General features: G+C 53.4%; 18 protein-coding genes. 10 read left to right on the top strand and 8 right to left on the bottom strand.

The window, feature by feature from the left end; all coding sequences use genetic code 11:
* Nucleotides 1–52: 52 nt before the first annotated feature.
* Together LLG96_04415 and LLG96_04410 are read left to right on the top strand one after the other, a co-directional pair.
* Nucleotides 53–1492 (top strand): DUF1080 domain-containing protein, encoded by a 1440-nt coding sequence (locus tag LLG96_04415; protein ID MCE5249446.1) that lies wholly within the window; start codon nt 53–55, stop codon nt 1490–1492.
* A 195-nt stretch (nt 1493–1687) separates the two neighbouring features.
* Complete coding sequence (locus LLG96_04410; protein ID MCE5249445.1) at nt 1688–2905, top strand: anaerobic sulfatase maturase; 1218 nt, start codon at nt 1688–1690, stop codon at nt 2903–2905.
* Nucleotides 2906–2976: 71 nt separating this feature from the next.
* Here LLG96_04410 and LLG96_04405 read toward each other — a convergent pair whose 3' ends face one another.
* Entirely contained in the window at nt 2977–4113 is a 1137-nt protein-coding gene (locus LLG96_04405) for a glycoside hydrolase (GenBank protein MCE5249444.1), read from the bottom strand.
* 274 nt (nt 4114–4387) lie between these two features.
* Here LLG96_04405 and LLG96_04400 point away from each other — a divergent pair, with 274 nt between their 5' ends.
* From LLG96_04400 to LLG96_04365, 8 genes are all read left to right on the top strand, one after another.
* Nucleotides 4388–5467, top strand: coding sequence for a hypothetical protein (locus tag LLG96_04400; GenBank protein MCE5249443.1), 1080 nt, complete (start codon nt 4388–4390; stop codon nt 5465–5467).
* Nucleotides 5468–5550: 83 nt separating this feature from the next.
* Nucleotides 5551–6099, top strand: a complete 549-nt coding sequence (locus LLG96_04395) for an isoprenylcysteine carboxylmethyltransferase family protein (GenBank protein MCE5249442.1) — start codon at nt 5551–5553, stop codon at nt 6097–6099.
* 34 nt (nt 6100–6133) lie between these two features.
* On the top strand, nt 6134–7183 hold the full coding sequence (dctP, locus tag LLG96_04390) for a TRAP transporter substrate-binding protein DctP (protein MCE5249441.1): 1050 nt from the start codon (nt 6134–6136) through the stop codon (nt 7181–7183).
* Nucleotides 7155–7664 (top strand): TRAP transporter small permease, encoded by a 510-nt coding sequence (locus LLG96_04385; protein ID MCE5249440.1) that lies wholly within the window; start codon nt 7155–7157, stop codon nt 7662–7664. The genes dctP and LLG96_04385 overlap by 29 nt, the downstream gene beginning before the upstream one ends.
* Nucleotides 7665–7685: 21 nt before the next feature.
* Nucleotides 7686–9014, top strand: coding sequence for a TRAP transporter large permease (locus LLG96_04380; protein ID MCE5249439.1), 1329 nt, complete (start codon nt 7686–7688; stop codon nt 9012–9014).
* Between the two features lie 87 nt (nt 9015–9101).
* Nucleotides 9102–10472 carry a hypothetical protein gene (locus tag LLG96_04375; protein MCE5249438.1) on the top strand — a complete coding sequence of 457 codons (1371 nt, stop codon included), beginning with the start codon at nt 9102–9104 and terminating at the stop codon, nt 10470–10472.
* Nucleotides 10473–10777: 305 nt separating this feature from the next.
* Complete coding sequence (locus tag LLG96_04370; GenBank protein ID MCE5249437.1) at nt 10778–11881, top strand: Ldh family oxidoreductase; 1104 nt, start codon at nt 10778–10780, stop codon at nt 11879–11881.
* A 38-nt stretch (nt 11882–11919) separates the two neighbouring features.
* Nucleotides 11920–15798, top strand: coding sequence for a hypothetical protein (locus tag LLG96_04365; GenBank protein ID MCE5249436.1), 3879 nt, complete (start codon nt 11920–11922; stop codon nt 15796–15798).
* Between the two features lie 133 nt (nt 15799–15931).
* On the opposite strand, the gene LLG96_04360 is transcribed toward LLG96_04365, so the two are convergent.
* The 7 genes from LLG96_04360 to LLG96_04330 all read right to left on the bottom strand — a co-directional run bounded on the left by LLG96_04360 (nt 15932) and on the right by LLG96_04330 (nt 22596).
* Nucleotides 15932–17392: an alpha-L-fucosidase gene (locus LLG96_04360; GenBank protein MCE5249435.1), complete on the bottom strand. Its 1461-nt coding sequence runs from the start codon at nt 17390–17392 to the stop codon at nt 15932–15934.
* A gap of 69 nt (nt 17393–17461) precedes the next feature.
* A complete protein-coding gene (locus LLG96_04355; protein ID MCE5249434.1) occupies nt 17462–18742 on the bottom strand; it encodes an Nramp family divalent metal transporter in 1281 nt (426 codons plus the stop codon).
* Nucleotides 18743–18781: 39 nt separating this feature from the next.
* Nucleotides 18782–19180 (bottom strand): PaaI family thioesterase, encoded by a 399-nt coding sequence (locus LLG96_04350; protein ID MCE5249433.1) that lies wholly within the window; start codon nt 19178–19180, stop codon nt 18782–18784.
* A 117-nt stretch (nt 19181–19297) separates the two neighbouring features.
* Entirely contained in the window at nt 19298–20182 is an 885-nt protein-coding gene (locus tag LLG96_04345; protein MCE5249432.1) for an HAD family hydrolase, read from the bottom strand.
* A 113-nt stretch (nt 20183–20295) separates the two neighbouring features.
* Nucleotides 20296–20493 carry a type II toxin-antitoxin system HicB family antitoxin gene (locus LLG96_04340; GenBank protein ID MCE5249431.1) on the bottom strand — a complete coding sequence of 66 codons (198 nt, stop codon included), beginning with the start codon at nt 20491–20493 and terminating at the stop codon, nt 20296–20298.
* 16 nt (nt 20494–20509) lie between these two features.
* The gene (locus tag LLG96_04335; protein MCE5249430.1) at nt 20510–21292 is read right to left on the bottom strand and encodes an SDR family oxidoreductase; all 783 of its coding nucleotides are present in this window, start codon (nt 21290–21292) and stop codon (nt 20510–20512) included.
* 29 nt (nt 21293–21321) lie between these two features.
* Nucleotides 21322–22596 carry a lactate racemase domain-containing protein gene (locus LLG96_04330; GenBank protein ID MCE5249429.1) on the bottom strand — a complete coding sequence of 425 codons (1275 nt, stop codon included), beginning with the start codon at nt 22594–22596 and terminating at the stop codon, nt 21322–21324.
* Nucleotides 22597–22691 lie beyond the last annotated feature (95 nt).

Here is a 22691-nt window from a genome sequence, read left to right as displayed (position 1 = left end):
ATGGATTGTGGCTGAAAATGCCGAACTGGAACGCATCAACGAAGGAGATGCTATGAAAAAGATCATGGCGGCCGTGATGCTTATATTGCTTACGGTGACGTTATTCATTGCGCAGGGAACGAGCGCTTCTGCAGCTGAAAAGGTTGACTATTCAAAAGTCCGGATACGGGAATTTCCCGTCGCCATGCAGTGCTGGACATTCCACACATTCAGCTTTTATGAAACACTTCCGAAGGTAAAAGCGCTGGGTATCAAATACCTTCAGGCGTATCCCGGTCAGGTGCTGAGCAAGGACAATCCCGACAAAAAACTCATTCACACCATGTCCGACGCTGATATGGAGCAGGTTAAAAAAGTTCTTGCCGAAAACGGTATAACCATCGTGGCGTACGGTGTTGTGGATATCGGCACAACCGAAAAATCCATGCGGGAGGTCTTCGATTTTGCGCGGAAGATGGGAATTCGCACCATCTGCGCCGAGCCATCCTTTGAAGATTACACCCTGCTCGAAAAGCTGGTCCGTGAATACAACATCGGTATCGCCATTCACAACCATCCCGAGCCGAGCAAATTCGCCCGCCCGGAGGTTGTGGTAAAGGCTGTGAAAGGTCTCGACAGCCGTATCGGCTCCTGCGCCGACACGGGGCACTGGATGAGAACCGGCGTCAATCCCCTCGACGCCCTCAGGATGCTCGATGGACGTATCATCGATGTTCATCTCAAGGACCTCAATGTTTTCGGAGACAAGGATGCGGTCGATGTGCCGTTCGGTTCGGGAAAGGCCAATATTCATGACATTCTGGCCGAACTGACCGAGCAGAATTACCGTGGATTCCTCACCATTGAGCATGAAAATCCGAACGAACTCGAAAATCCCTCGCCGTCGATCAAAAAGGGTCTCGATTACATCGACAGCATAACCTACTTCAAGGGCTATGAGGAACTGCTCTCGTGGAATAACGGCCGGTGCGGCAAGCATGGCTGGAACCATTACGGCCCCGGGTACTTCGAGCTCGACGAGAAAACCGGAATCCTGAAATCGCACAAGGGAATGGGGCTTTTCTGGTACAGCAAGAAGAAGTTCAAGGATTTTATTCTTGAAGTCGACTACAAGACCGAGGTGCCCAACGCGAATTCCGGCATTTTTTACCGGGTTCCCGATGTTCCGACGAGCGATGCGTACATCTATAACTCCTTCGAGATACAGATTGACGATTCACAGACGGGTATTCACCAGACCGGCTCCGTGTATGATGCGGAAGCGCCGAAGTTAGCCGCCTTCAACAAGACCGGTGAATGGAACCATTTCAAGATCACCCTCAAAGGCCGGAACGTCAAGGTGGAGCTCAACGACAAGCTCGTTGTCGACTGGAACATGGAACCCCGCGGGAAGATTCGCGAGTATGCGCTCGAGGGATATATCGGGCTCCAGAACCACGATTACGATACCTCGGTATACTTCAAGAATATCTTTGTCAAGGAGCTTAAATAGATCAGACCTTCTGATATTCGATGATAGTGCAATTGATGTACCCTGGTAACCGTTTAAAAGTCCGGGGATCATATTAATATGATCCCCGGAGTGAAAAATAAAACTCTCTTTATATCTGATATCTTTAGTGTCTTCGTGTCTTTGTGGTTATAATTCATATCAGCAGCGCTTTACTGCCTTTCCCTCAGTAAAATCATGAGAAAAAACCTGTCCTTCCTTATTAAACCGGCGTCATCGGACTGTAACCTTTTCTGCGACTACTGTTTTTACCGCAAGACGGCGGAAGCCTATCCTGAAACCACCGTACACCGTCTCACTCTCGATACCTTTACGGAACTCGTACACAAGGCTCAGGTACCGGGCCGCCAGGCGGTCTCATACATGTGGCAGGGGGGTGAGCCCATGCTCATGGGAATCGATTTTTACCGGCAGGCGCTCGCTGTTCAGGAATCACACCGTCAGCCCGACCAGACCGTATCAAACACGATACAGACGAACGCTATCCTCATCGACGATGACTGGGCTCGGTTGTTTGCCGAGCACCGATTTCTTGTCGGCATCAGCCTGGATGGCCCCCGTGAGCTGCATGACATTCACCGGTTCACGCGGTCGCACAAGGGTGTTTTCGACCGTGTCATGAATGCCTGCGCGATACTCGACAAGCATAAAGTCGATTTCAATATCCTGTCGGTGGTGAATTGCGATACGGTCAGGCATCCGGTGGAAATTTACCGTTTTCTGGTCAGTCACGGCTTCCATTATCTCCAGTTCATACCCTGTCTCGAAGTTGTCGATGGCGAGAAGGCGCCGTTTTCGGTGCCTGCCGACGAGTACGGGCGGTTTCTCTGCGACCTGTTCGACATATGGTTCGAGGACGGTTATCCGTATGTGAGCATACGCCTTTTTGACAACCTCCTCCAGTACTATGCGGGTTACACACCCGAATGCTGCATGTACAAGGATTCATGCGGGGAATATCTCGTGGTCGAGCACAACGGCGATGTTTTCACCTGTGACTTTTTTGTTACGGAGGAATGGCATATCGGCAATATTCTTGTGAACACACCCGACGAGATTATGGAAACGCCGAAATACCAGGAGTTCGCAGGTCTCAGACGTCTGGAATGCATCGAGTGCGAAACCTGCCCGTGGCTCGGATTCTGTCAGCGCGGATGCGTGAAGCTCCGCTACCTGCCCGAGATGAATTACAGTGCGCGCAATTATCTCTGCGACTCATACAGAACGTTTTTCGAATACTCGAAAGACCGTTACCGGTTTTTAACATGGGATATTATACGCCGTCATGCCAACCAGCCTGCGCCATCAATCGGAAGAAACGATCCCTGTATCTGTGGCAGCGGGAAGAAATTCAAGAAGTGCTGTGAGCCTTACAGTTTTATTGTGAAAAAGTAGGGCAATGTGGCAGAGGGACAGAGTGACAAAGAGACAAAGTGATAAAGGGATAGAGGGACAGAGGGGATTTTTCAGCCATTGTACGGATATGTAATCCTCAGCCTGCACCAGCGGATATGGGTGACACATGCCACGGTGCACCAGAAACCTGCCAGAATATCGTCATCCGATGTGAGAATCGCCTGTGGCTTGCCGAACGCATAGGTCGCCATATCGGCAAGGCACCGGTCACGGGCCGCTGTACCGACATGTGACTGTCCCCGCGCATCCCAGATCATGACCTGAGTGCTGCAATACCATGTTTTCCCCTCGTTTTCGGAAAGTATTACCATGATTCCGGGCTGTTCCGCTGCCCGCAGGCTGTAGAGCATACAAAGACATCCGCCGCCGATGTTAACAAGAGCTGTCGTATGTCCCATGACGCCGACCGGTTCCGGTGCACTCCATGTTGCTCCGTTGTTGTCCGATATCGTGCGGTGGAGGGCAAGGTCTTTGTCAGCCTTCATGTTGCGTGTCCACAGCAGACTGACGAGACGGCCATCCTCAACGGGGACGATCGTTGAATCCCAGTAGACAATTCCATGTTCATGGCCGTCGGCAATGGTGGTACGGTCGCCCCAAGTTTTTCCCCGGTCGCCGGAAAAAAGGGCAACTGTCCGCTGACGAGCCGGATGAGGGTCATCGTATGCCTTCCACGTTTCAAAGGGCATGAGCCAGCGGCCGTCACTCAGCTCGATTACCGGGCCGGCGGGATTTCCGATCTCACCCTCCGGCAGGCTTACCGATTGCGGGAGAGACCATGTTCTGCCTCCATCCGTAGATCGGAACAGGGCCGCATCCACCGGTAGATATCCCTCGGTCAGGGGATTGTAAATGGGCTTTTCGGGGTCTGAGCGGTCGAACCGGCAGCTTGTCATGAGAAGGGTGCCGTCCGACAGGCGTGTCATCGCTCCGGTACGGTAGCTGTAGGGTCTGTCGTCACCGGAACCGTCCCATATCACGCCCTCGTCGATCCATGTTCTGCCGCCGTCGGTCGAGCGCAGCCTGCAGATGACACCATCGGCGCTCTCCCATGCCGAGCCGCGGCGGAACGTGCAGAGAAATTCGTTTTCCGATATCTGGATGATGAACGGAAACGAGGCATGAACCGGCTGCAGCTGGGGTAGTGGATTCCGGTAGAGAATACCCTGGTCGACAATGTGTATCATGGCGAGCGTCTCCGGCGCATATAAGTGCATGCTGCTAATACAGGGGGTGATGAATAGTATATATCCGTAATTTACGTTCAATCAATAATAGAGTCGAGACTTTACTGTAGCAAGGAAATTTTTCAGCCTTTTTATCTGCTCAGGTTCTTTATCCCGGTAATCATAATAATCCTGTAAATCCCGGTTCGGATTTTTTTATTCTCTCCTTTGCTTTTGTTTCATTCCATGCTATATATTTACGTATTCATTTCAATAACCGCAGTGTAGGGAGCTTATGAAGAGCCTCGAACAGATACAGGAAAGCATCGACCGTTTCCGCCGTTCCTTCTGGGACAGAGCCGCCTGTGATCGCCCGCCGGTCGGAGTATCGAGCGAAGGGTCGAACATGCCCATCAATTACCTCCGCAGGGAACTGCATGTCGACGAGCTGAATCCTGACGATGTGAATGCCGGGTTATGCATGAGCGATTACGAGTATATCTCACCGGAACGCCGCGTTGTTTCGGATGACTGGATTCCCTTCTCGGCGGCATGGCGCGCGATACCATGGCTCGAAGCGATGTGCGGGTGTCCCGTCCGCTATGCCTCCGGGTCTCTGGCGCCCGGGCACTGGGTCGATTCTGCCGCTGACCTGACAAGTGTCGCGCTGCCGGTAGGGGGGCAGTGGCTCGACTGCATGAAAAAACTGACCGAAGACCTCGCGGCATCGGTTCCTCCTGATTGCTGGATAAGCCCGTCGATACTGCGGGGGCCGTCCGATGTCATCGCGGCGATGCGTGGATTGACCGGTTTTTTCTGCGATCTGTATGACAATCCACGTGCAGTTGATGAGATGGCCTCACGGGTGAACCGTCTGTTTCTGGATGTGCTGAAGCTCCATTTTTCACTCGTCGGGCCGAAACTCGGCGGCTACGGGCACATTTACGGCTACTGGGCGCCGGGAAGGACTATCACCATACAGGAGGATGCGCTCGGTATGTGTTCCCCGGATGTATACAGGGCGATGTTCATGAAATATAACATCGAGCTTGTCGAGAATCTGGGGCCGTACATATTCTTTCACCTGCACAGCACCGGATTTCAGCATTACCGCGATGTGCTCCGCATACCCGGTCTCGCCGGTCTTGAGATAACGATCGAGGAAAACGGCCCCCGGCTGCGTGATATGATACCGGTTCTGCGAGAAATCCTCGAACGGTCGCGGCTTATCGTGTTTGTATACCATTTTTTCGAGGATCTGCCGGAAGTGCTTCGCAGCATTCCGCATGACGGACTTTATATGGTCATATCCGACAAATTTATACGCTCCGAGGATGAGTTCGGAGCTTTTATTAAAAACCACTGGAAACGTTGAGGCTTTTCATTCTGTGAAATTTTACCGCTGAACAGGGATAATATCGCATATATGCTCGTAATAGTGTTTTGCTCCGGAGGAATATGATGAAGATACAGGGTACAATAATCGATATGTTCTATAGGGCGGCGACCGGCAGCAGGTTTATCCGGATTCTGCTCACACCGGTGGGATTGACGCTCTTTTTCGGATTTCTTTTTCTCTTTATCGTTCTGTCCCTGAAGATCGATTCCTTTCTGCACCTGCCGCATATTCCGCCGGCGCCGTATAATGTTGTCATCTCCGTCCCTGTCCTTACGGGGGGTATAATGCTGATACTGTGGTCGCTGCTCCACTGTTTAAGGGCTCGTGGAACCCCGGTGCCGTTCAATCCGCCGAAACGGGTCATTACCGACGGCCCCTACGCTTTCACGAGGAATCCCATGGTTACCGGTTGTTTTTTTGTTTTTGTCGGGCTGGGAATTTTTTTCAGATCGTTATTTCTCACCTTTGTTTCCACGCCCATTATCGGTGTTTTTATAATACTTGAATTAAAACTCGTCGAAGAACCCGAGCTTGAACGCCGTCTCGGCAGGGATTACTGCGACTACCGGAAAAGGGTGCCCATGTTTATTCCCCGGCTGAAGAAATGACCAAGACCGGACAACTGTCGGGGAGACCCGTACGATGATTTTTGTATCCCGAAACAGATTGTATTCCCGGTTCTCCCGGTACGTTTTACCGTTCTTCCTTCTCCTGCTCACCGGAGGCTGCCGTAATGAAACCCCGGAGCAGAACGCGGAGCTTGTTTTCCGCATGGCGGTCCAGCATGATTCCTCGAACAAGGTCTGGGTCGCCACCGATCTGTTCCGCCGTGAGCTCGAAAGACGGTCGAACGGCAGGATACGGGTGATGTTTTACGATTCGGGCGTTCTCGGAGCGGAACGTCAGATTCTCGAAGCGTGTTACCTCGATGTTATCGAGGTCGTGCAGGTGACATCGTCTGTTGTCACCACCATCGGCCCGGTTTTCAGCACGCTTGACATGCCCTATCTGTTTGTCAGCGAGGAGCACCACCAGAAAGTCCTCAACGGCCCCATCGGGCGGGAGCTTCTCGATAGCCTGTCAGGGATAAGGCTGCAGGGACTCGCGTTCTATTCCTGCGGTTTCCGTGATGTTTTCAATTCAAAAAGGCCCGTGTATGGACCGGACGATCTCAGGGGCATGAAGATTCGGGCCATGGAAAGCCCGGTCATGCTCAATTCGATAAACTCCATGGGAGCGAGCGCGACACCGCTCGATGCATCGGAAGTATACAGCGCTCTGAAAACCGGTGTCGTCGATGGCGCCGAAAACAATCCCCAGGTGTTCATTTCTCAGCATTACAGCAACGCTTGCAAATTTTATTCGCTCACCGGGCACTTCGCCAATCAGCATGTACTCATTGCCAACAAAAAGTGGCTGGATTCGCTGAAGCCCGAATTCCGGGAGCTTATCCGCGCTGTCGCCCGTGACATCATACCCGAGTACAACCGGGCATGGAATGAAGCGGTCGCGGAGGCGATGACCAGAATGGCGGAACGAAACGTTTCGGTAAACGGAGTCGATGATAAACGGGCATTCATCGAACGTGTTCAGCCGATTTATGAAGAATACCGCGATAGTGTGCCGCCGGAGCTTGTCCTGCGTATCAGAAAGGAAGCGGACAGTGAAAATCTTCTTCCGCTGGCTCGATAGACTGCTCGACACAACAGTATGCATGGTTCTTGCCGTCATGACCATTGTTGTCGCGGTCAACGTTTTCTGCCGTTTTGTGCTGTCTTTTTCGTTGTCGTGGGGAGACGAAACAGCCCAGATACTCCTCGTGTGGATGACATTTCTCGGCGCGGCCATCGCCATGCGGAATGACTCGCATTATGCGTTCGATTATCTCGTTCGCTCTCTGCCATCGAAAGCCGGAATGGTGTTCACAGTAGTGAACCGTCTGATCGTCATTGCCATGACCGCACTGCTCATCTACTGGAGCGGCGATGTGACCATCCAGATAAGCAGGTGGGTCATGCCTGCAACGGGAATCAGCAGGTCGCTGGTTTATGGCGCCTGTCCGGTTGGCGGATTGTTTATGCTTCTGTATGCTCTGCGGAATTTCGCGACAGACTGCGGAAGCCTCGGAAAAATTCGAAAACAGGAAGACCGCAAGCCTGTTGAAGAAACCTGAAAATCCTTGTGGGGACTGTACATGACCGTACTGCTGTTCGGTGTTTTTATACTCCTGCTGCTCCTCGATGTACCGGTGGCGTTCTGCCTCATGATTTCCTCGCTTGCCGCGCTGATCTATGCCGGGATCGATCCAATCGTGGTCGGGCTGGAAATGAGCCGTTCGATGGCGTCGTTTTATCCCTTTATAGCCGTTCCCTTCTTCATGCTCGCGGGCGAGCTCATGGCGAAAGGCGGACTGTCGAACAAAATCATCGATTTTGCTCGCGCGGTTGTCGGGCACAAACGCGGTGGTATGGCGATGGCAACCACACTGTCGTGCATGATTTTCGGCGCGGTTTCGGGCGCTTCGAGCGCGACGACCGCAGCGATCGGCACTGTGATGATCCCCGCCATGAAAAAGAGCAGGTTCCCCGATGGTTTTGCAACCGCGCTCGTTGCCTGTTCCGGGACGACGGGTGCCATGATTCCGCCGAGCATGGTGCTCATCATTTACGGGGTCATCGCGAATCTTTCGATAGAACGCCTGTTCATGGCTGGGGTAATCCCCGGAATCCTTATCGGCACGGGGCTTATCGGGGTCAGCTATCTGTATGCGGCAAAACACGATCTTCCGACAGCACCGGGGGCCTCTCTGAAAGGTATCATGAAGAGCCTGACCGGTTCTTTCCTTGCTGTTCTGCTGATGATCATCATCTTTGCCGGGATTCTCGGAGGCATATTCACCGCTACCGAGGCGGCCGCAGTCGCGGTTGTTTATGCGTTTATCGTGGGTTTTTTAGTATACCGCGGGATACGGCTTCGTGATATGCCCTCAATTCTTGTGACCGTGGTTCAAAATACGGCGGCTTTGAGCTTTCTCATCTGTTCCGCGGGACTTTTTTCCTGGGTTCTGACCCTCGGTTTCATACCGCGTATACTCACTACCTCGATACTTTCGGGCGCCGAACATATGCTGAGCCCCCTGTACGGATTTCTGCATCCGGATGTGTATTTCCTGGTGAAGAAAGTTGTCATTCTTCTGGTGCTGAACGGTGCGCTCCTTGTTGTAGGAATGTTCGTGGATGCCGGACCCGCCCTGCTCATCGTGGTTCCGGTGCTCATGCCCCTGACGGGTGAGCTGCACATGGACCCCGTTCATTTCGCTCTCGTGGTGGTCATCAATCTGGTCATCGGCCTTGTTACGCCTCCGGTCGGCACGACGCTGTTCGTAGCCAGCGGTGTCGCAAAAATCAAAATCAGCGAGGTTGTTCCTTATATCCTGCTCCTGCTGCCGGTCATGATTCTGGTACAGCTTCTCATAACGTTCATACCGCCTTTGACATTGTTTCTGGCAGATTTCGTGAAATAAATACTCAAGAAATCTCAAACGAACAGATTCTTATGCTATATTACAGCTATCACTTTTAAATATCATTGATTCTCTGGAGACTGCCCCATGAAACGTCGCGATGCAATCAGTCTTGTTCCGCTCTCTGCTGCCGGTATGCTGGGTTTGTCCATACCGGACGCCAGTGCTGTTGAAGATTCTAAGCCACTTTCCCTTCGCTATTTCGACCGTGTGAAGGAGATGCTAGAACACATCCGGAGCACCGAGTCCGACAACCTGCTCGAAGCAGCGTACCATATCGCCGGAACATATAAAAAAGGCGGTAAATGCTATTCATTGTGGGATCTGGGACACAGCACCATGGAGGACATATTCGAAAACCGTCCCGGCAATCCCGACATTTTCACCTCAGGATACCCCGCAGACAAGGCTCAAAATGGTGATCTGCTCCTTGCCAATGTGTTCGGACAGCCGTTCGAAGACCCGCGCGCAAGGGGCGTTTTTGTCATCGGAGGCCCCGCGCCGTGGTGCGGTGAAACTCCTGATGCGCACCTGCTGTCCGATTTTCATCAGAAACTCAGAATCCGTCCCTATTCCGACCTGTGGATCGACACGCACATCTCGACCCTCGGAGCGATAATGTGGCTGCCCGGGGCGAAATATCCCATGGGGGCCGTATCCGGCGTACTCGGGATGACAACCTTCTGGATGATGATCGCCGATGCGGTGAGGATTCTTGCGGCTGATGATGTATATGTCAATGTCATGGGAGACGAACCTGACCTCGACGACAAGGCACGGTATACAAGCCTCAACGAACCTCTGGGTGAACGGTATTTCGATGAGATGATCAGCCAGATCAACCGTATCGAGGCAGAGCTCGGCTCGGTCGAAAAAATCGCGGACACGGCGGTCAGCACCATTCTCTCCGGCGGGAAGGTATATATTTACAGCAGGCTCTGGGAAACCCTTGCCGTCGAGTCGAACACACGGCGGGGGGGGCTGACCATGTTCAAGTCGGTGTTCACGAAAGGTCCCGAATGGGGTTTGACGAAAAATTTCAAAGGAACCGACAAGGATTTCGTCATTATGGGTATCTATCAGCCCGATGACGAGGCCGATCTCGCTTTTCTTGACACTCTCCGTAAACTCAAAATACGGACGGCGTCGATCGGTCCGGCAACCAGGAATGGCGTCTTTGCGGATGGGAAGAATGTACCGTCCCGGGCCGATGTCCACCTCGGGCTCATGTGCGATACCTATGGCATTTTTGCCGTTCCCGGGGTGAAAAGAAAAGTGTGTCCCACATCCGGAGTGCTCGTCAACCAGATGTTTTATGCCGTATGCATGCGAATGGCCGAGCTGATTATTGAAAGAACCGGCAATACACCATATATTTATCCGAATGCGGCCATTGAAGGTCCGCCGTACGCTGAATTCGGAAGGATACACAACGCCGGTCAGCGAAGGGGCTATTAAATCGTGAAAAAACACAAAAATATGTAGTCCGACATGTCAACACATTATAATAGAACACGGATTTTCGCGGATTTGTATTTTATTTATCTGGTTATGCAATTAGCTCATAATCACCAATTTATTATATGTGTATTGTCATTCCCAAGAACGAAGTGAATTGGGAATCCAGTATAATATCACTCTGTCAGGAATGATAGATGATGGATTCCCGTTTTCACGGGAATGACACTCTAACATAGGCAAATAACTCAATCGTAAATATTTTCTGGTGTATACAGAATCCATGATGAGGAGAAATCATCGATATGAATGTGGTGAATACTGACTCCGTACAAGTAAATCGCGAGTCGCTTGAACGGTTCTGTCGCAGCGTGTTTCAGTCTCTCGGCCTGTCTGAATATGATGCGAAAGCCACATCCGCTGTACTCGTTGCCGCCGATGCGCGGGGGATTCCGTCTCACGGTGTCGGGCGGTTGTGGCGGTATGTGAACGGCCTCAAAACCGGTCTCATGGTTCCCGATGCATCGGTCGAGACGCTCATGGAGACGCCCTCATCGCTCGTAGTTCATGCTCATGGCGCCATGGGTGCTCCGGTCAGTGTCATGACCATGGAGCGGATAATCGGCAAGGCGAAAACCACCGGTGCCGCTTTCGGGTGTGTCCGCGACTCGAACCATTTCGGTATCGCGGGATATTATGCAATGATGGCGCTTTCCGGCGATATGCTCGGAGTTGCCATGACCAATACGGCAGCCCTCGGCGTCCCCACATTCGGCCGTCAGGTGATGTTCGGCACCAATCCGCTTGCGTTTGCGGCGCCCGCGGAAAGGGAACGTGCCTTTGTGCTCGATATGTCGACCACCGTGGTTACAAGGGGGAAAATCGAGGTCTACGACCGTCTCGGAAAGGAACTGCCGTCGGGATGGGCTGTGGACAAAAAAGGCCGTACCGCCCATGACACACGGACTACGCTCGATGACATGTTCTACCGTGTCGGCGGAGGAATACTGCCGCTCGGAGGCGAGGGAGAGGAATTCGGCGGTCACAAGGGATACGGACTTGCGGTTATGGTCGATATCCTCTGTTCGGTGCTGTGCGGCGCTCCTTTCGGAACCGATCTCGCCGATACGGAGACATCGTCCGCCCGGGTCAGCCATTTCTTCGGCGCCATAAGGATCGACACATTCCGTGATCCCGCGGATTTCCGCCGTGACATGGACATCATGCTCGAACGGCTGAGGAAATGCCCCCCTGCCGAGGGCGCCGAACGGGTCTGGTTCGCCGGGCAGAAGGAATTCGAGAAAGAAGAGGAGTGCACGAGACTCGGTGTTCCGGTACTGAGGGAAACCTTCGACGAGATATGTGCAACAGGGAAAGAATACGGTATAGAGCCGCCCATGGTACTGTGAGCGGAGCGGCATGTGAAAATCGATAAAAGGAGGCTGAAGTGATCCCGATTAAAAGAGGGTGCTCTTCATGGGCATCATATAAGATGGTTAGCGCCCTGATGTTTCTGCTGGTGTCCGGTTATGGCCTTTCTTTGGCATGGGCCGCCCAGGCAGAAGAGACGGGACTGCTGTTCCGGCTGTCGGGCGATAAAAGTTTTACCGCCGATTATGCCTGCGGAAACCCGAACCCGACATTTCTGAACGATGTCACTATCGTCAATGACGGCGCGAAAGGTCCCGGTTTCAGCACCGCCCATGTGTCTCAGCTTTTTGCCTACGACGCTCCGGGAAACATGTACGCCGAGCGGGGCACCTTTGCCTTTTTCTGGAGACCGCGCGACCCTGTGGGGAAAACACCGTTCCATATCATTCAGGCAGGGCCGTCCGACCATTCAGACCTCGTCATGACCTGGCTGCGCATCGATTATAACGGCGAGGGCGGCTATGATGCGTTCGTGACCGATATCAATCTCGCCTGTATACGGGTTTCGTACAAGTCGAAGGATTTACCGAAGGCTGACCGGTGGTACCACATCGCCTTTTCGTGGGATGAAACGAAGGGTGTCCGCCTCTATCTCGATGGCAGGCTTATCGCCCAGAAAGATACGGCGACCGTGCTGTATTCGGGTCTTGACCAGTTCGGAACCGGCTGCAGGGGAATTACCCCTCATTTTGTCGGGAGCGAGGGAAATTTCCTCCGCGGCGGTGATTTCGACGAGTTCCGCATATACGACCGCATGCTTCCCGATGACCAGGTTGCACGGATTGCCCGGGGAAATTCCACGACAGGCCTGAAACCGGTTATCCGGAGCCTCAGCGACCCCTCGGTGCGCGATGAATGGTGGCTCAGGTACGGCTGGAACAGGCCGGGCGATATTCCCCCTGCGCTCCCGGGACGTGAGGTTTCGATACGGAAGGTCGAGATTCACGATGTCTATGACCTCAAGCAGTGGTGGTGGAAAGGAACGGACGGCATCCGTGAGACGACATGGCCGTCCGTCTACAACCGTTCGCGGATTCCGGGACGGCATGATTACATCGTACAGCCCGACTGGAACTGTTATTCGCTCTCGGGCAAGTCGGTAACCTTTACCATGCCCGACGAACCGTGGAACCACATCGAGATCGCCGGAGCTGCATACGGCTCCGCGTCGCTTCTGACCGTCGATCCGGCAAGCCATGAATGCACGAAATCTCCGCTCTTTACCCGTCCCGCCGACCAGGAGCGGACATTCTACCGGTTCGACAATTCTGTCCGAGGCGGGAAAGTGGAGTTCACCAACGATGTGCAGGAGACGCCCATCGGAGAGTTCATGGCGTACAACGTCACGGCGGGAAAAGAGCCCGAGGGCGTAACCACGCTCTATTACCGTCTCAACGGCAAGGTCGAGCCCGACAATTCCACGCTCACCTCGATTGTCGGATATATCAACGGGCGGTATTTCCCCGACGAGCGGAGCATCATGGTGGCGCTTCCGAACCGCGCTCCGTCCCGGCCGCTCAGTACCGTGCGCACGAACATGCTTCCCATCGTTCATGTGCTCATTCCCTTCGAGTTCAGGCTGCCGGAAAATCCCATCATCAGCCTCGGCTGGTACAACAGCGGCGGAACACTCCCTTCGTATACATGGGAAAACCTGTATGGCGGTCTCGATGGTATAGCGATCGACCTCCCACCGCTCAAGGTGAAGGCGACACACGGCGATTATTTCCCCCTCAATATCCAGATCAAGGATCCTGTCTGGCCTGCGCGGAACATGTTCGACTTTACCTTCTCGGTGAAACCGGGTGAGCCCAGGACCCTCTGGCTCGATACCCGCGACCGCATCCTTCCGAACGGGTATCCGCTCTATTTCACCATAGCCGGAGCGGGTGAGGATTTCGGCCCCGATGTCCTCGAAGGCGCTCAGGTAAGGCTTATCTTCAAGGACTACGAGGAATCCCGGAAAGAGCACGAAGCTGACCGCTTTGTCCAGGTGAAGGATAATGCGGGGCATATTGTCGAGCCGGGAGCGAATTCCAAGAAATACCGCCTCTACCAGCGTTTCAGCAACGACCTGACCGATCTCCTCCGTATCAATCCGAACCACTACCCCGGCAGGGTATACTGGTACTGGAAGAATCCCGAGCAGCAGTGGCCCGCTTTCACCCAGCCCGTGCCGCCCTCCGGTGTTCCCCTCTGGGCATTCCGTCAGATCGAGGACCTTAAGCTCGTAAAGAAATTTGTCATGTGGTGGATCGACGAACGCCAGATCGGGAACGGTGAGTTCGGCGGCGGGCTTTCCGACGATGGCGACCTGACGCACCAGTTTGCGGGAGCGGCCCTCATGGGTGTCGAGCCGGAGAGAATCACCGACTCCATCCGTCGTGAGATGGATGCGTTTTTTACGAACGGCATGTTTACCAACGGGCTTCCGACCATCCAGACCGACGAGCTTCACACATACGAGGAGGGATGCCAGGTTCTCCCGCAGGATATGCTCCTCTCGTACGGCGATCCCAAGGCGGTGGAGCGTCTCATGAATACCGCCCGCGCCTATGACCGTATCACCGGAATCAACAAGGCCGGACACCGTCACTTCCGGTCGAGTTTCTACAGCGGGACGAAAATCGCCGATGAAGGCATCTGGGAATACTCCTACCCGTACTCATATCTTATCCTCCATCCGGGTATGGTTCTTGTCGAATATAACGGTAATCCGATGGCGAAAAAGCTTCTCCTCGAGGTTGCGGACGGACTCCTTGCCCACCGGAAAAAGGACGAGAACGGCAGGTATGTCATTCCAGGAATCATCAATTTCTCGACCGACGAAGACCGCAGGCCGGGTATCGGGCCCGCTATCCAGCTCTTCTGGGCGGCGTGGCGCTGGACAGGCGATGACAAGTATCTCCTGCCGATTCTCGACAGCGGTACGGGAAGCATCGGCAGTATTGGCGCCGACATCCTCGATCTACTCGACAAACGCGACACATGGGGGAAGGAGATCGTCTCGCAGATTACCCCGCATTCCGGGAACGATCTCTGGCGGCATATTGCCTGGCAGATGACCGGGAATACCCAGTTCCTCGAGGAATACTACGCCGACCAGATACAGGTAGCGTCCCAGCGGATGTATATCAATACCGAAGGACAGTTCTGGTCTGACCGTGTGAGTGTCAATTCGGCGGAACTCCAGCGGTCACGGCTCGGCGGCATAGGCGGATGGAGAAGCAACCAGTATTCCGGTCACGTGGTGAGCTGGAAATTCATGGCCCCGGCAAACGGCGAGAGTGTCGCCATCCTCGTGCAGAAGGCAAAAACGGATGAGTTCACGGTAATCGCCTGCAACCTCGACCGTGAGCCCGTTGCCGCCGTGATGACCGCATGGGATATCGCCCCGGGTACATGGGAGGCTACATTCGGGAAGGATACGAACGGCGATACGATTTCCGACACCACGACCGGCAGACAGACGGTGGAGCTCCAGAAAACCGGAACCATGAATATCACCTTCGATCCCCGTACAACCACGGTTATATCGATGAAGCTGGTTCGTCCTGCGACACCGCTCTGGGAGCGGACGGACCTCGGAATAGGGAAGGACGATATCAAAGTGACCGGGAACACCATCACAGTCACCGTGCACAACCTCGGTTCGGTGGATGCTCCGCAGAGCGATATCGCGATCGTGGACAGCGGGGGATGGGGACTCGCAACGGCCAGGGTGCCGGCCATCAAGGCGCCTCTTGACCTTGTGCCGAAAACGGAACAGGTCACCCTCACGCTTCCCGCGGGCGCGAAAATCACGGGATGCTCGATAGTGATCGATCCGGAGAAGAAGATCGAGGAAATAACCCGGAGAAACAATACTGTCAGTCTGTCCGTTGTAAATAAATAACGGGTATAATTCGGAGATAGAAACCGGATTGGGTAAAATCTGATTTGAAATGGGGGGAGTTTTTCTTTTTGAGATAAATCGATGGGAAAGAGGTTTATTAATACAATACAGTATAATATTCTCCTGTGGTTTATCAACTCACCCTGATTTTGAATGCCCATGCATAGGCGCATTCCGAGGGCCTCGATTTTGACAGGGGAAACTCGATCGTGAGGCCGTTTTCATCCTGATTCCACGCGAGGTTCCCGGGGATGCCGAGCATGGTTATCTCCGATCCCGCGGCTGCGCGCACCGATCTGATGAGGAATTTCTCGCCCTGCCATTTCAGAAAGATGGCATAGACATACTCCCCTTTCGCGGTAAACCGTATATCGCCCTCTTCGGTAGTATTCCAGACGCGAGTGCCGTATATTGCCTCACCATTGACCCTGAGCCATCTGCCCAGCGCGAGGAGCGGTTCACGCTCGACATCCGATATCAGACCGTCGGCGGTGGGTCCCACGTTGATGTCGAAGTTGCCGTTTTTACTGACGCCGTTGACCACCATATGGATGAGCTCCCTGACGGTGAGGCAGTCTTCGGGATTCATGTCCCTGTTATAGCCGAAGGTGTTGCCGACTCCGCGCCAGTATGACCACTTGTGGGTCAGCAGCCCCTCAGTTTCCGTGCCGTAATGGTACTCGACATTGTACACGTCGCCGTGATGCCCCCTCGAATCTTTCCCGAACCGGTCGTTGACGAGGACATCCTGTCCGCGCCTGCCTGCCTGGTTGTAGTAATGTGCCACAAGCTCTCTGCTTTTCCAGAACTCGGGCGGCTGATCCCATTCGCCGTCGAAATAGAGAAAATCGGGATGATAGAGCTCGATGAGCTCATGTACCTGCGGGACCATGAAATCGTCGACATAGTTGTTGACCGTTATCAGGCCTGCGTACGGGAATGGTTTGCCCGTATAAAGGGGATTGTACCATTCATAGAACGAGTAGTAAAATCCGACTTTCAGGTTTTCCTTCCGTGCCGCCTTGATAAGGGGGCCGATGAGATCGCGTTTGGGGCCCATTCTCATGGCATTGCGGTTGGTGTACCGTGTCGGCCAGAGACAGAATCCATCATGGTGTTTGGCGTTCACGAAGATATACTGTACTCCCGCGCTTTTCGCAAATGCCACCCATTTCTCCGGATTATAGTGTCCGGCTTTGAAGAGGGGAATGAAGTCATCGTAGGTGAAATGCTCGCCGTAGGTGTCGCGGTGGTACTGCCATGTCGGGTTTTCCCTGTCGTTCATGTTGTACCAGTACCACTCGGCATAGGAAATCCCTTCTTTTCTCGGCGCCCAGGCGGGTACCGAGCAGATGCCCCAGTGGAAATACATTCCCAGTTTCGCGTCATTGAACCATCCGGGACACCGGTGTGTATCGAGGGATTCCCATGTCGCTTCAAAGGGCTTTATGGGAATTTCTTTTGCGCATCCGGTTGGAATATAGCTGCTCAGCCCTGCCGCGATGGCGCTTCCCGCCGCCGATTTCAGAAACGAACGCCGTGAGAGCTTCCACTGTCGAGATACATTACCCATTTTCGTGTCTTTTCCTGCCATCGAAAAACTCTGTCAATCTTTCTCTTTCGCGGGGAGATCATAACTAAAGTTTCTGTCGGTATTACCGTGTTATCCGCCGAAAAACTCCGTGAGCGCACGTATGCCGGTATACGAGATGATACACGAAAAAATGAACGACGCCGCAAGACCGGTGTTGAGCAGTATCCCGGCACGGTGTTCACCCATGGTATCTCTGCGGTTGACGAGCACGATGATACCGAAAATGACCACGGGCAGGACAAAAACACCGGCGACCTGTGTCGCTATCTGTGCTGCGATCGGGTTGGCGCCGAAGATGGGAACGGTAAGCCCGAACAGGCACGCAATCCCGGTGAGGATACGGAAAAGCCGTGATCGCGTGTCGAGGGTGCCTGCGCGATAATCGCCGATAAGGAGCGGAGCCACCATGAGTATGGGGAACACGGAGGACAGACCGGCGCTCAGTGTGCCGACAAGGAAGATTCCGACCGCGTATTTTCCCGCTATCGGTTCGAGCGTATACACCATGTCGAGGACTTTCTCGATGGCGTGCCCGCGATGAAACAGCGCCCCGGTAGCGGCTACCATGATCGAGGCGCTGATGACGAACATGAGCAAGGCGGAGATAAGAGCGTCCCTGCTCTGGTCGCGGGAGTTTGCTGCTGTCCATCCCTTGCCTTTCATGAGGAGGGGGCGGACAACGAATGTCGGAGCCGCCATCGTCGTGCCGACAAACGCCGCGACCATGAGCTTTCCGCCCTCGGCGCCCGGTATCCGGGGGATAAAACCTGCGGCAATCTCTTTCGGTGAAGGGAAAACGACCACCATGGAAATGATGAATGACAGTCCCATGAGCGTGACGAAAAACACGAGAATCTTCTCGAAAAACGAATATCTGCCGACCCAGAGAAAGGCATACATGATCAGGATAACGACGATGGCGATGCCGAGAACAGTACCATACCGTGGAAGGGTAAGACCGGGGATGAAGATGTTAAGCCCCTCGTAAAGAGCTGTCGAGCACAATCCGAGTATGCCGGTGAGTGAGTTCCACTGGGCGATGATCACTCCGGTCATGGTGATTATCGCGAGCGGTTTTCCGAACCTCAGGCCGTTCCTGAAACCATGCATCGATGTTTCGCCGGTGATGACGGCAAGCCTGCCGTAAGCTTCCATGAGCACCCACGAGAACAGGCAGCTCAGAAAGAGCACCCAGGTGAGCTCCATTCCGAACTGCGATCCAGCCTTGGCCATGGAGGTGACGCTCCCCGTTCCGATGGTATACCCGATGCAGAATATACCGGGTCCTACCGAAAGCATGACAAGCCAGATGCGCCTGATTGGTGATAGTACGGAAAAGTCATGAGGCATAGCCCCTCCTGTTAATTAAGGCTGCCAGGAAACCGGCTTTCATCCTTTTTTATACGCGACCGCCTGCATGACCGCGATCAGATCCCCGTTAGCATCAAAAATCTCGATGCGGTAGAATCCGAGACGTCTCGTTTCGCGTATTTTTTTCCCTTTTGCTTCGAGCCGTCCCTGCGAAGGACAGGGCGCCATATACTGTATGCTTGCCTCGATTGCCACCGAGAGAATGCCTTCGGAGTTACATGCGGTGGCAAAAGCATAATCGGCAACAGAAAAGATAGCGCCGCCGTGAACGTTGCCGACAGCGTTTGCGGTGCTCTCATCGAGCGGCATGGTCACATGGGAACATCCGTCCTTAGCCTCGATAATCTCCATGCCGAGTTTAAGGGCGAAGGTGTCTTTTTTGCGGATCAGGTCGATTATATCGGTTTGTTCTTCCATGGTCTGTAACAATCTCCTTGTGGATTATTCCCATCTATGGCTGCATGGAAAAGATTACGTTCCAATACGCGGAGATCCTCATGAGCCATAAACGCGTTAGGTACATATGCACGGGTACTATTTTTTCCAGGGCGGGATTTCGGGTAGGAGTTTGTCGAATTCCGCAATGAATTGTGCTTCGTAATCAGCCGTATATCCGCCGTTGCGGAATTTATCGGCAACCACATTGTAAAACAGTTCCCACGAGTCTTCCTCATGTCCCGGATTGATGGGGTAAAACAGGAGGTCATTTGCCTTCGCCGCTTTCAGGTCGCCGAATGCATCGCCTATCATGATGACATGACCTTGAGGATACTTGCCCGCGACGAGCCGGAGATGATCCTTTTTCTTACCCATCTCCTGTCCGGCGATAACGCGGGGAAATTCGTCGATGTTGTTTTCCTCCCACTCACGGGCGAGCGCTTCTCCAGGTGTTCCCGAGCAGACGAGAATATCCGCCCATTTCGTGATTTTTTCGAGGCTCTCACGGACGAGGGGGAATGGCGGAACACCCTTGACGATGTCCTCGACCGAAGCGTTGACCGCATTGCTCCATGCCAGGGTCTGCTTGAGGACGGGGTCGCCGGTACGCTCGACTTCGGCCCTGAGTGTTGGATTGCCAAGCTTTGTCTCACGGGCGACCCAGTCACGGAGCGGCTGAGCGACCGGGATTTCGACTTTGCGTTTCTGCACCTCGGACCAGTCGACGAGCAGATCGAAAACCTTGAGCAGGGCAGGGAAACGGTTTTCACCGCGCCATTTCGAATAGAGGTTGACAAATTCCGATGCGGTACGGGCATACTTCGATACCGGCTGGAGATTCCAGTATTTTATGTTGTTCGGGATGAAGCATTCCTTCTGCTTGATTTCCATCGAATCGAACACGCAGCCGTCCGAATCGATGGCGATGAGAAATTCATGGTTCGGTTGCAGGTCTTTCAACGGGGCCTGTGGATCGGACATGGAAAAATCCTCCTGAAATTTGTATTGTATAAAAAGTTAAGAATTGCCTGATGATATATCAGAATTTATGTTTCAATCCGGCCTGTTTACATAATTCATGTGCTGTTATCTTGTTATGAGAGCTGTGTTTTTATCGGAATTTCTTTCCCTTGATGCCTGTATGCCAATATCATTTCACTAAGAGCATCTTTGAGCATCGACCGGCATTTACATAAGGTTTTTCCTTCAGTAACCACTTCCGGCCATTCAACCAGCTGCTCCATATATCCGGATTCTATTCTGGTGTATTTTGCCGTATAGTTGCTCAATATGATTGCATGCCTCTCATTAGATCGTCATCGCCGTGTAACCGCCGTCCACACGGATAATCGCGCCGGTGACGAACGATGAGGCTTTCGGCGAGGAAAGCCAGATGACCGCTCCCACGAGCTCCTCGGGTTCCCCGAAACGATCCATGGGTGTGTGGCGGAAAATGGATGCCACGCGTTCTTCGGTGAGTATCTTCCTGTTCTGCTCAGCCGGGAAAAAACCGGGAGCGACGGCATTCACCCGTACCTTGTGGGGAGCGAATTCGCGGGCCAGAAACTGGGTCAGGTTGTTGACTCCCGCCTTTGATACGCTGTAGGTGAATACCTTGGAAAGGGGAATGCTCGATGATACGGACGATATATTGATGATGCTTCCGCCTTTTCCCTGCTCGATCATGTGTTTTCCGAAAACCTGACAGGCGAGGAACATGCTCTTCAGGTTCACCCTGAGTATCTTTTCCCACTCGTCCTCGGAAATCTCGAAAAACGGGGTCGCCGAGTTGATGCCCGGAGCGTTGATAAGAATATCGACATGCCCCCATGCGGCAACAATTTCATCGAGGGCTTTCTGGATGTCCTCTTTATCGGTGGCGTCCATTTTTATAGCAAGAGCGTCGCCTTTCAGGTCGGTCCTGATCGACGTTGCGGTTTTTTCGGCATTTTCAGGATTGAGGTCGAGTATGGCGACTTTTGCTCCCGCCTGAGCCAGCCCTCGCACCATGGCGCCTGCGAGCACGCCGCCCGCGCCGACAGCGGCGGCTACTTTTCCCTTGAGACTGAACAGTTCTTCAACGAATGACATGGCATTATTCCCTGTTTGCGGTTGATAATTCATGGTTCCTGTGAGCGGAACGGATTGTTTTTGAGCAGATACAGCATTTCGCCCGCCTTGGGGACATACAGATATCCCTCGTCCTCACGGTCTTTCCAGACGTCATGATCGATCGATTTCGGGTCACGGTAACCGAGATTGATTTTTTTACAGTAATCCTCGGGCATCGCTGTTGCCAGTACGACGCTGATACGCGGTTTTTCCGTTCCGTTCTCGAATGAACCGATTCCCCGCACATTGCACGAGTGGGCGAGTATCCCTCCCTGGATATCCTTGAATCTGTCCCACTGTTTGACAAAGTAGTCGCGGCAGTGGTATCCGATTTTCTCGAGCAGGTGGCCGTAAACCTTTGAAAGATGGGTGACATGCGGGGCATAGATGATGAGCTCGCCGCCATCGGCCACAACCGATTCAAGTTTGTACATGCACTTGCCCGCGGTCCATATCTCGTCGTACATCGAAGGAGCGCACGACAGCACACGTCTGAACGGGTGATCCTTGTAGATGATGTGAATCTTGTCGGACAGGCTGGCGGCTGCATGAAAGGTTTCCTCAGGAGGGCCGATATAGAGACCAGACAGGTTATGCTCCTTCACCACGAGGTTGAGACACATGCGCTCGACCGGAATGAATCCCGCGGCCTTTTCAACAAGCCTGCGCATGGGCGTGTTTTTGGTGCCGATAAATACCGGCATGGTGATCAGAGCGCCGATCCAGTGGAACGTATCGATGATGTCCTCGCCGCTGATGCCGGGGAACAGGTACTTGTGGCCGCCGGAAAATCCCATCGCCTCGTGGGGGAATGTAGGACCGATGATCAGGAGGAGATCGTAATCGTACACCATCCTGTTGACGGTTACATCCACCCGTTTACGGAGAAGACCGTTCGAGATTTCCGCGATCTCATCCTCGCCGAATGTGCCTGCGAGCCTGAGCTGTTCACGGTCCTGGCAGTTATGATTGAAAAACCGCGCTTTTGGGTACCGGTGAATATGGTCGTCACGGGTAATCCTGAGGAGCTGGTATATCTGCTCATCGCTCATCGGGGGATGAGTACCGAGAGCGATGAGGAAATCGAGGAGTTTTACCCGTTCCGCAAGAAGCCTGTATACCATGCGGAACATGAGATCGAACGGCCCTGAGCGGGTATAGTCGGGTATGATGACAAGTACTTTTCTGCCATCCAGCTTTTTCTGCGCAAACGCTTCCGCACAGAGATCATACACTTCCTGCTCGCCCAGGAAATCCGTTTCTGAACCTTTTCCGATAATCATTTGATAAGTCTTATGGTTTGTGGTTTATCGTTTATTGTTCATGGTTTGTGGTCTATGGTTTATGGTCTTTTCCCTTATGCCTTGTGCCTTATGCC

It is taken from the genome of bacterium (assembly GCA_021372535.1).
GTDB lineage: Bacteria > Latescibacterota > Latescibacteria > Latescibacterales > Latescibacteraceae > JAFGMP01.
This window is presented reverse-complemented; position numbering and strand designations above follow the sequence as displayed.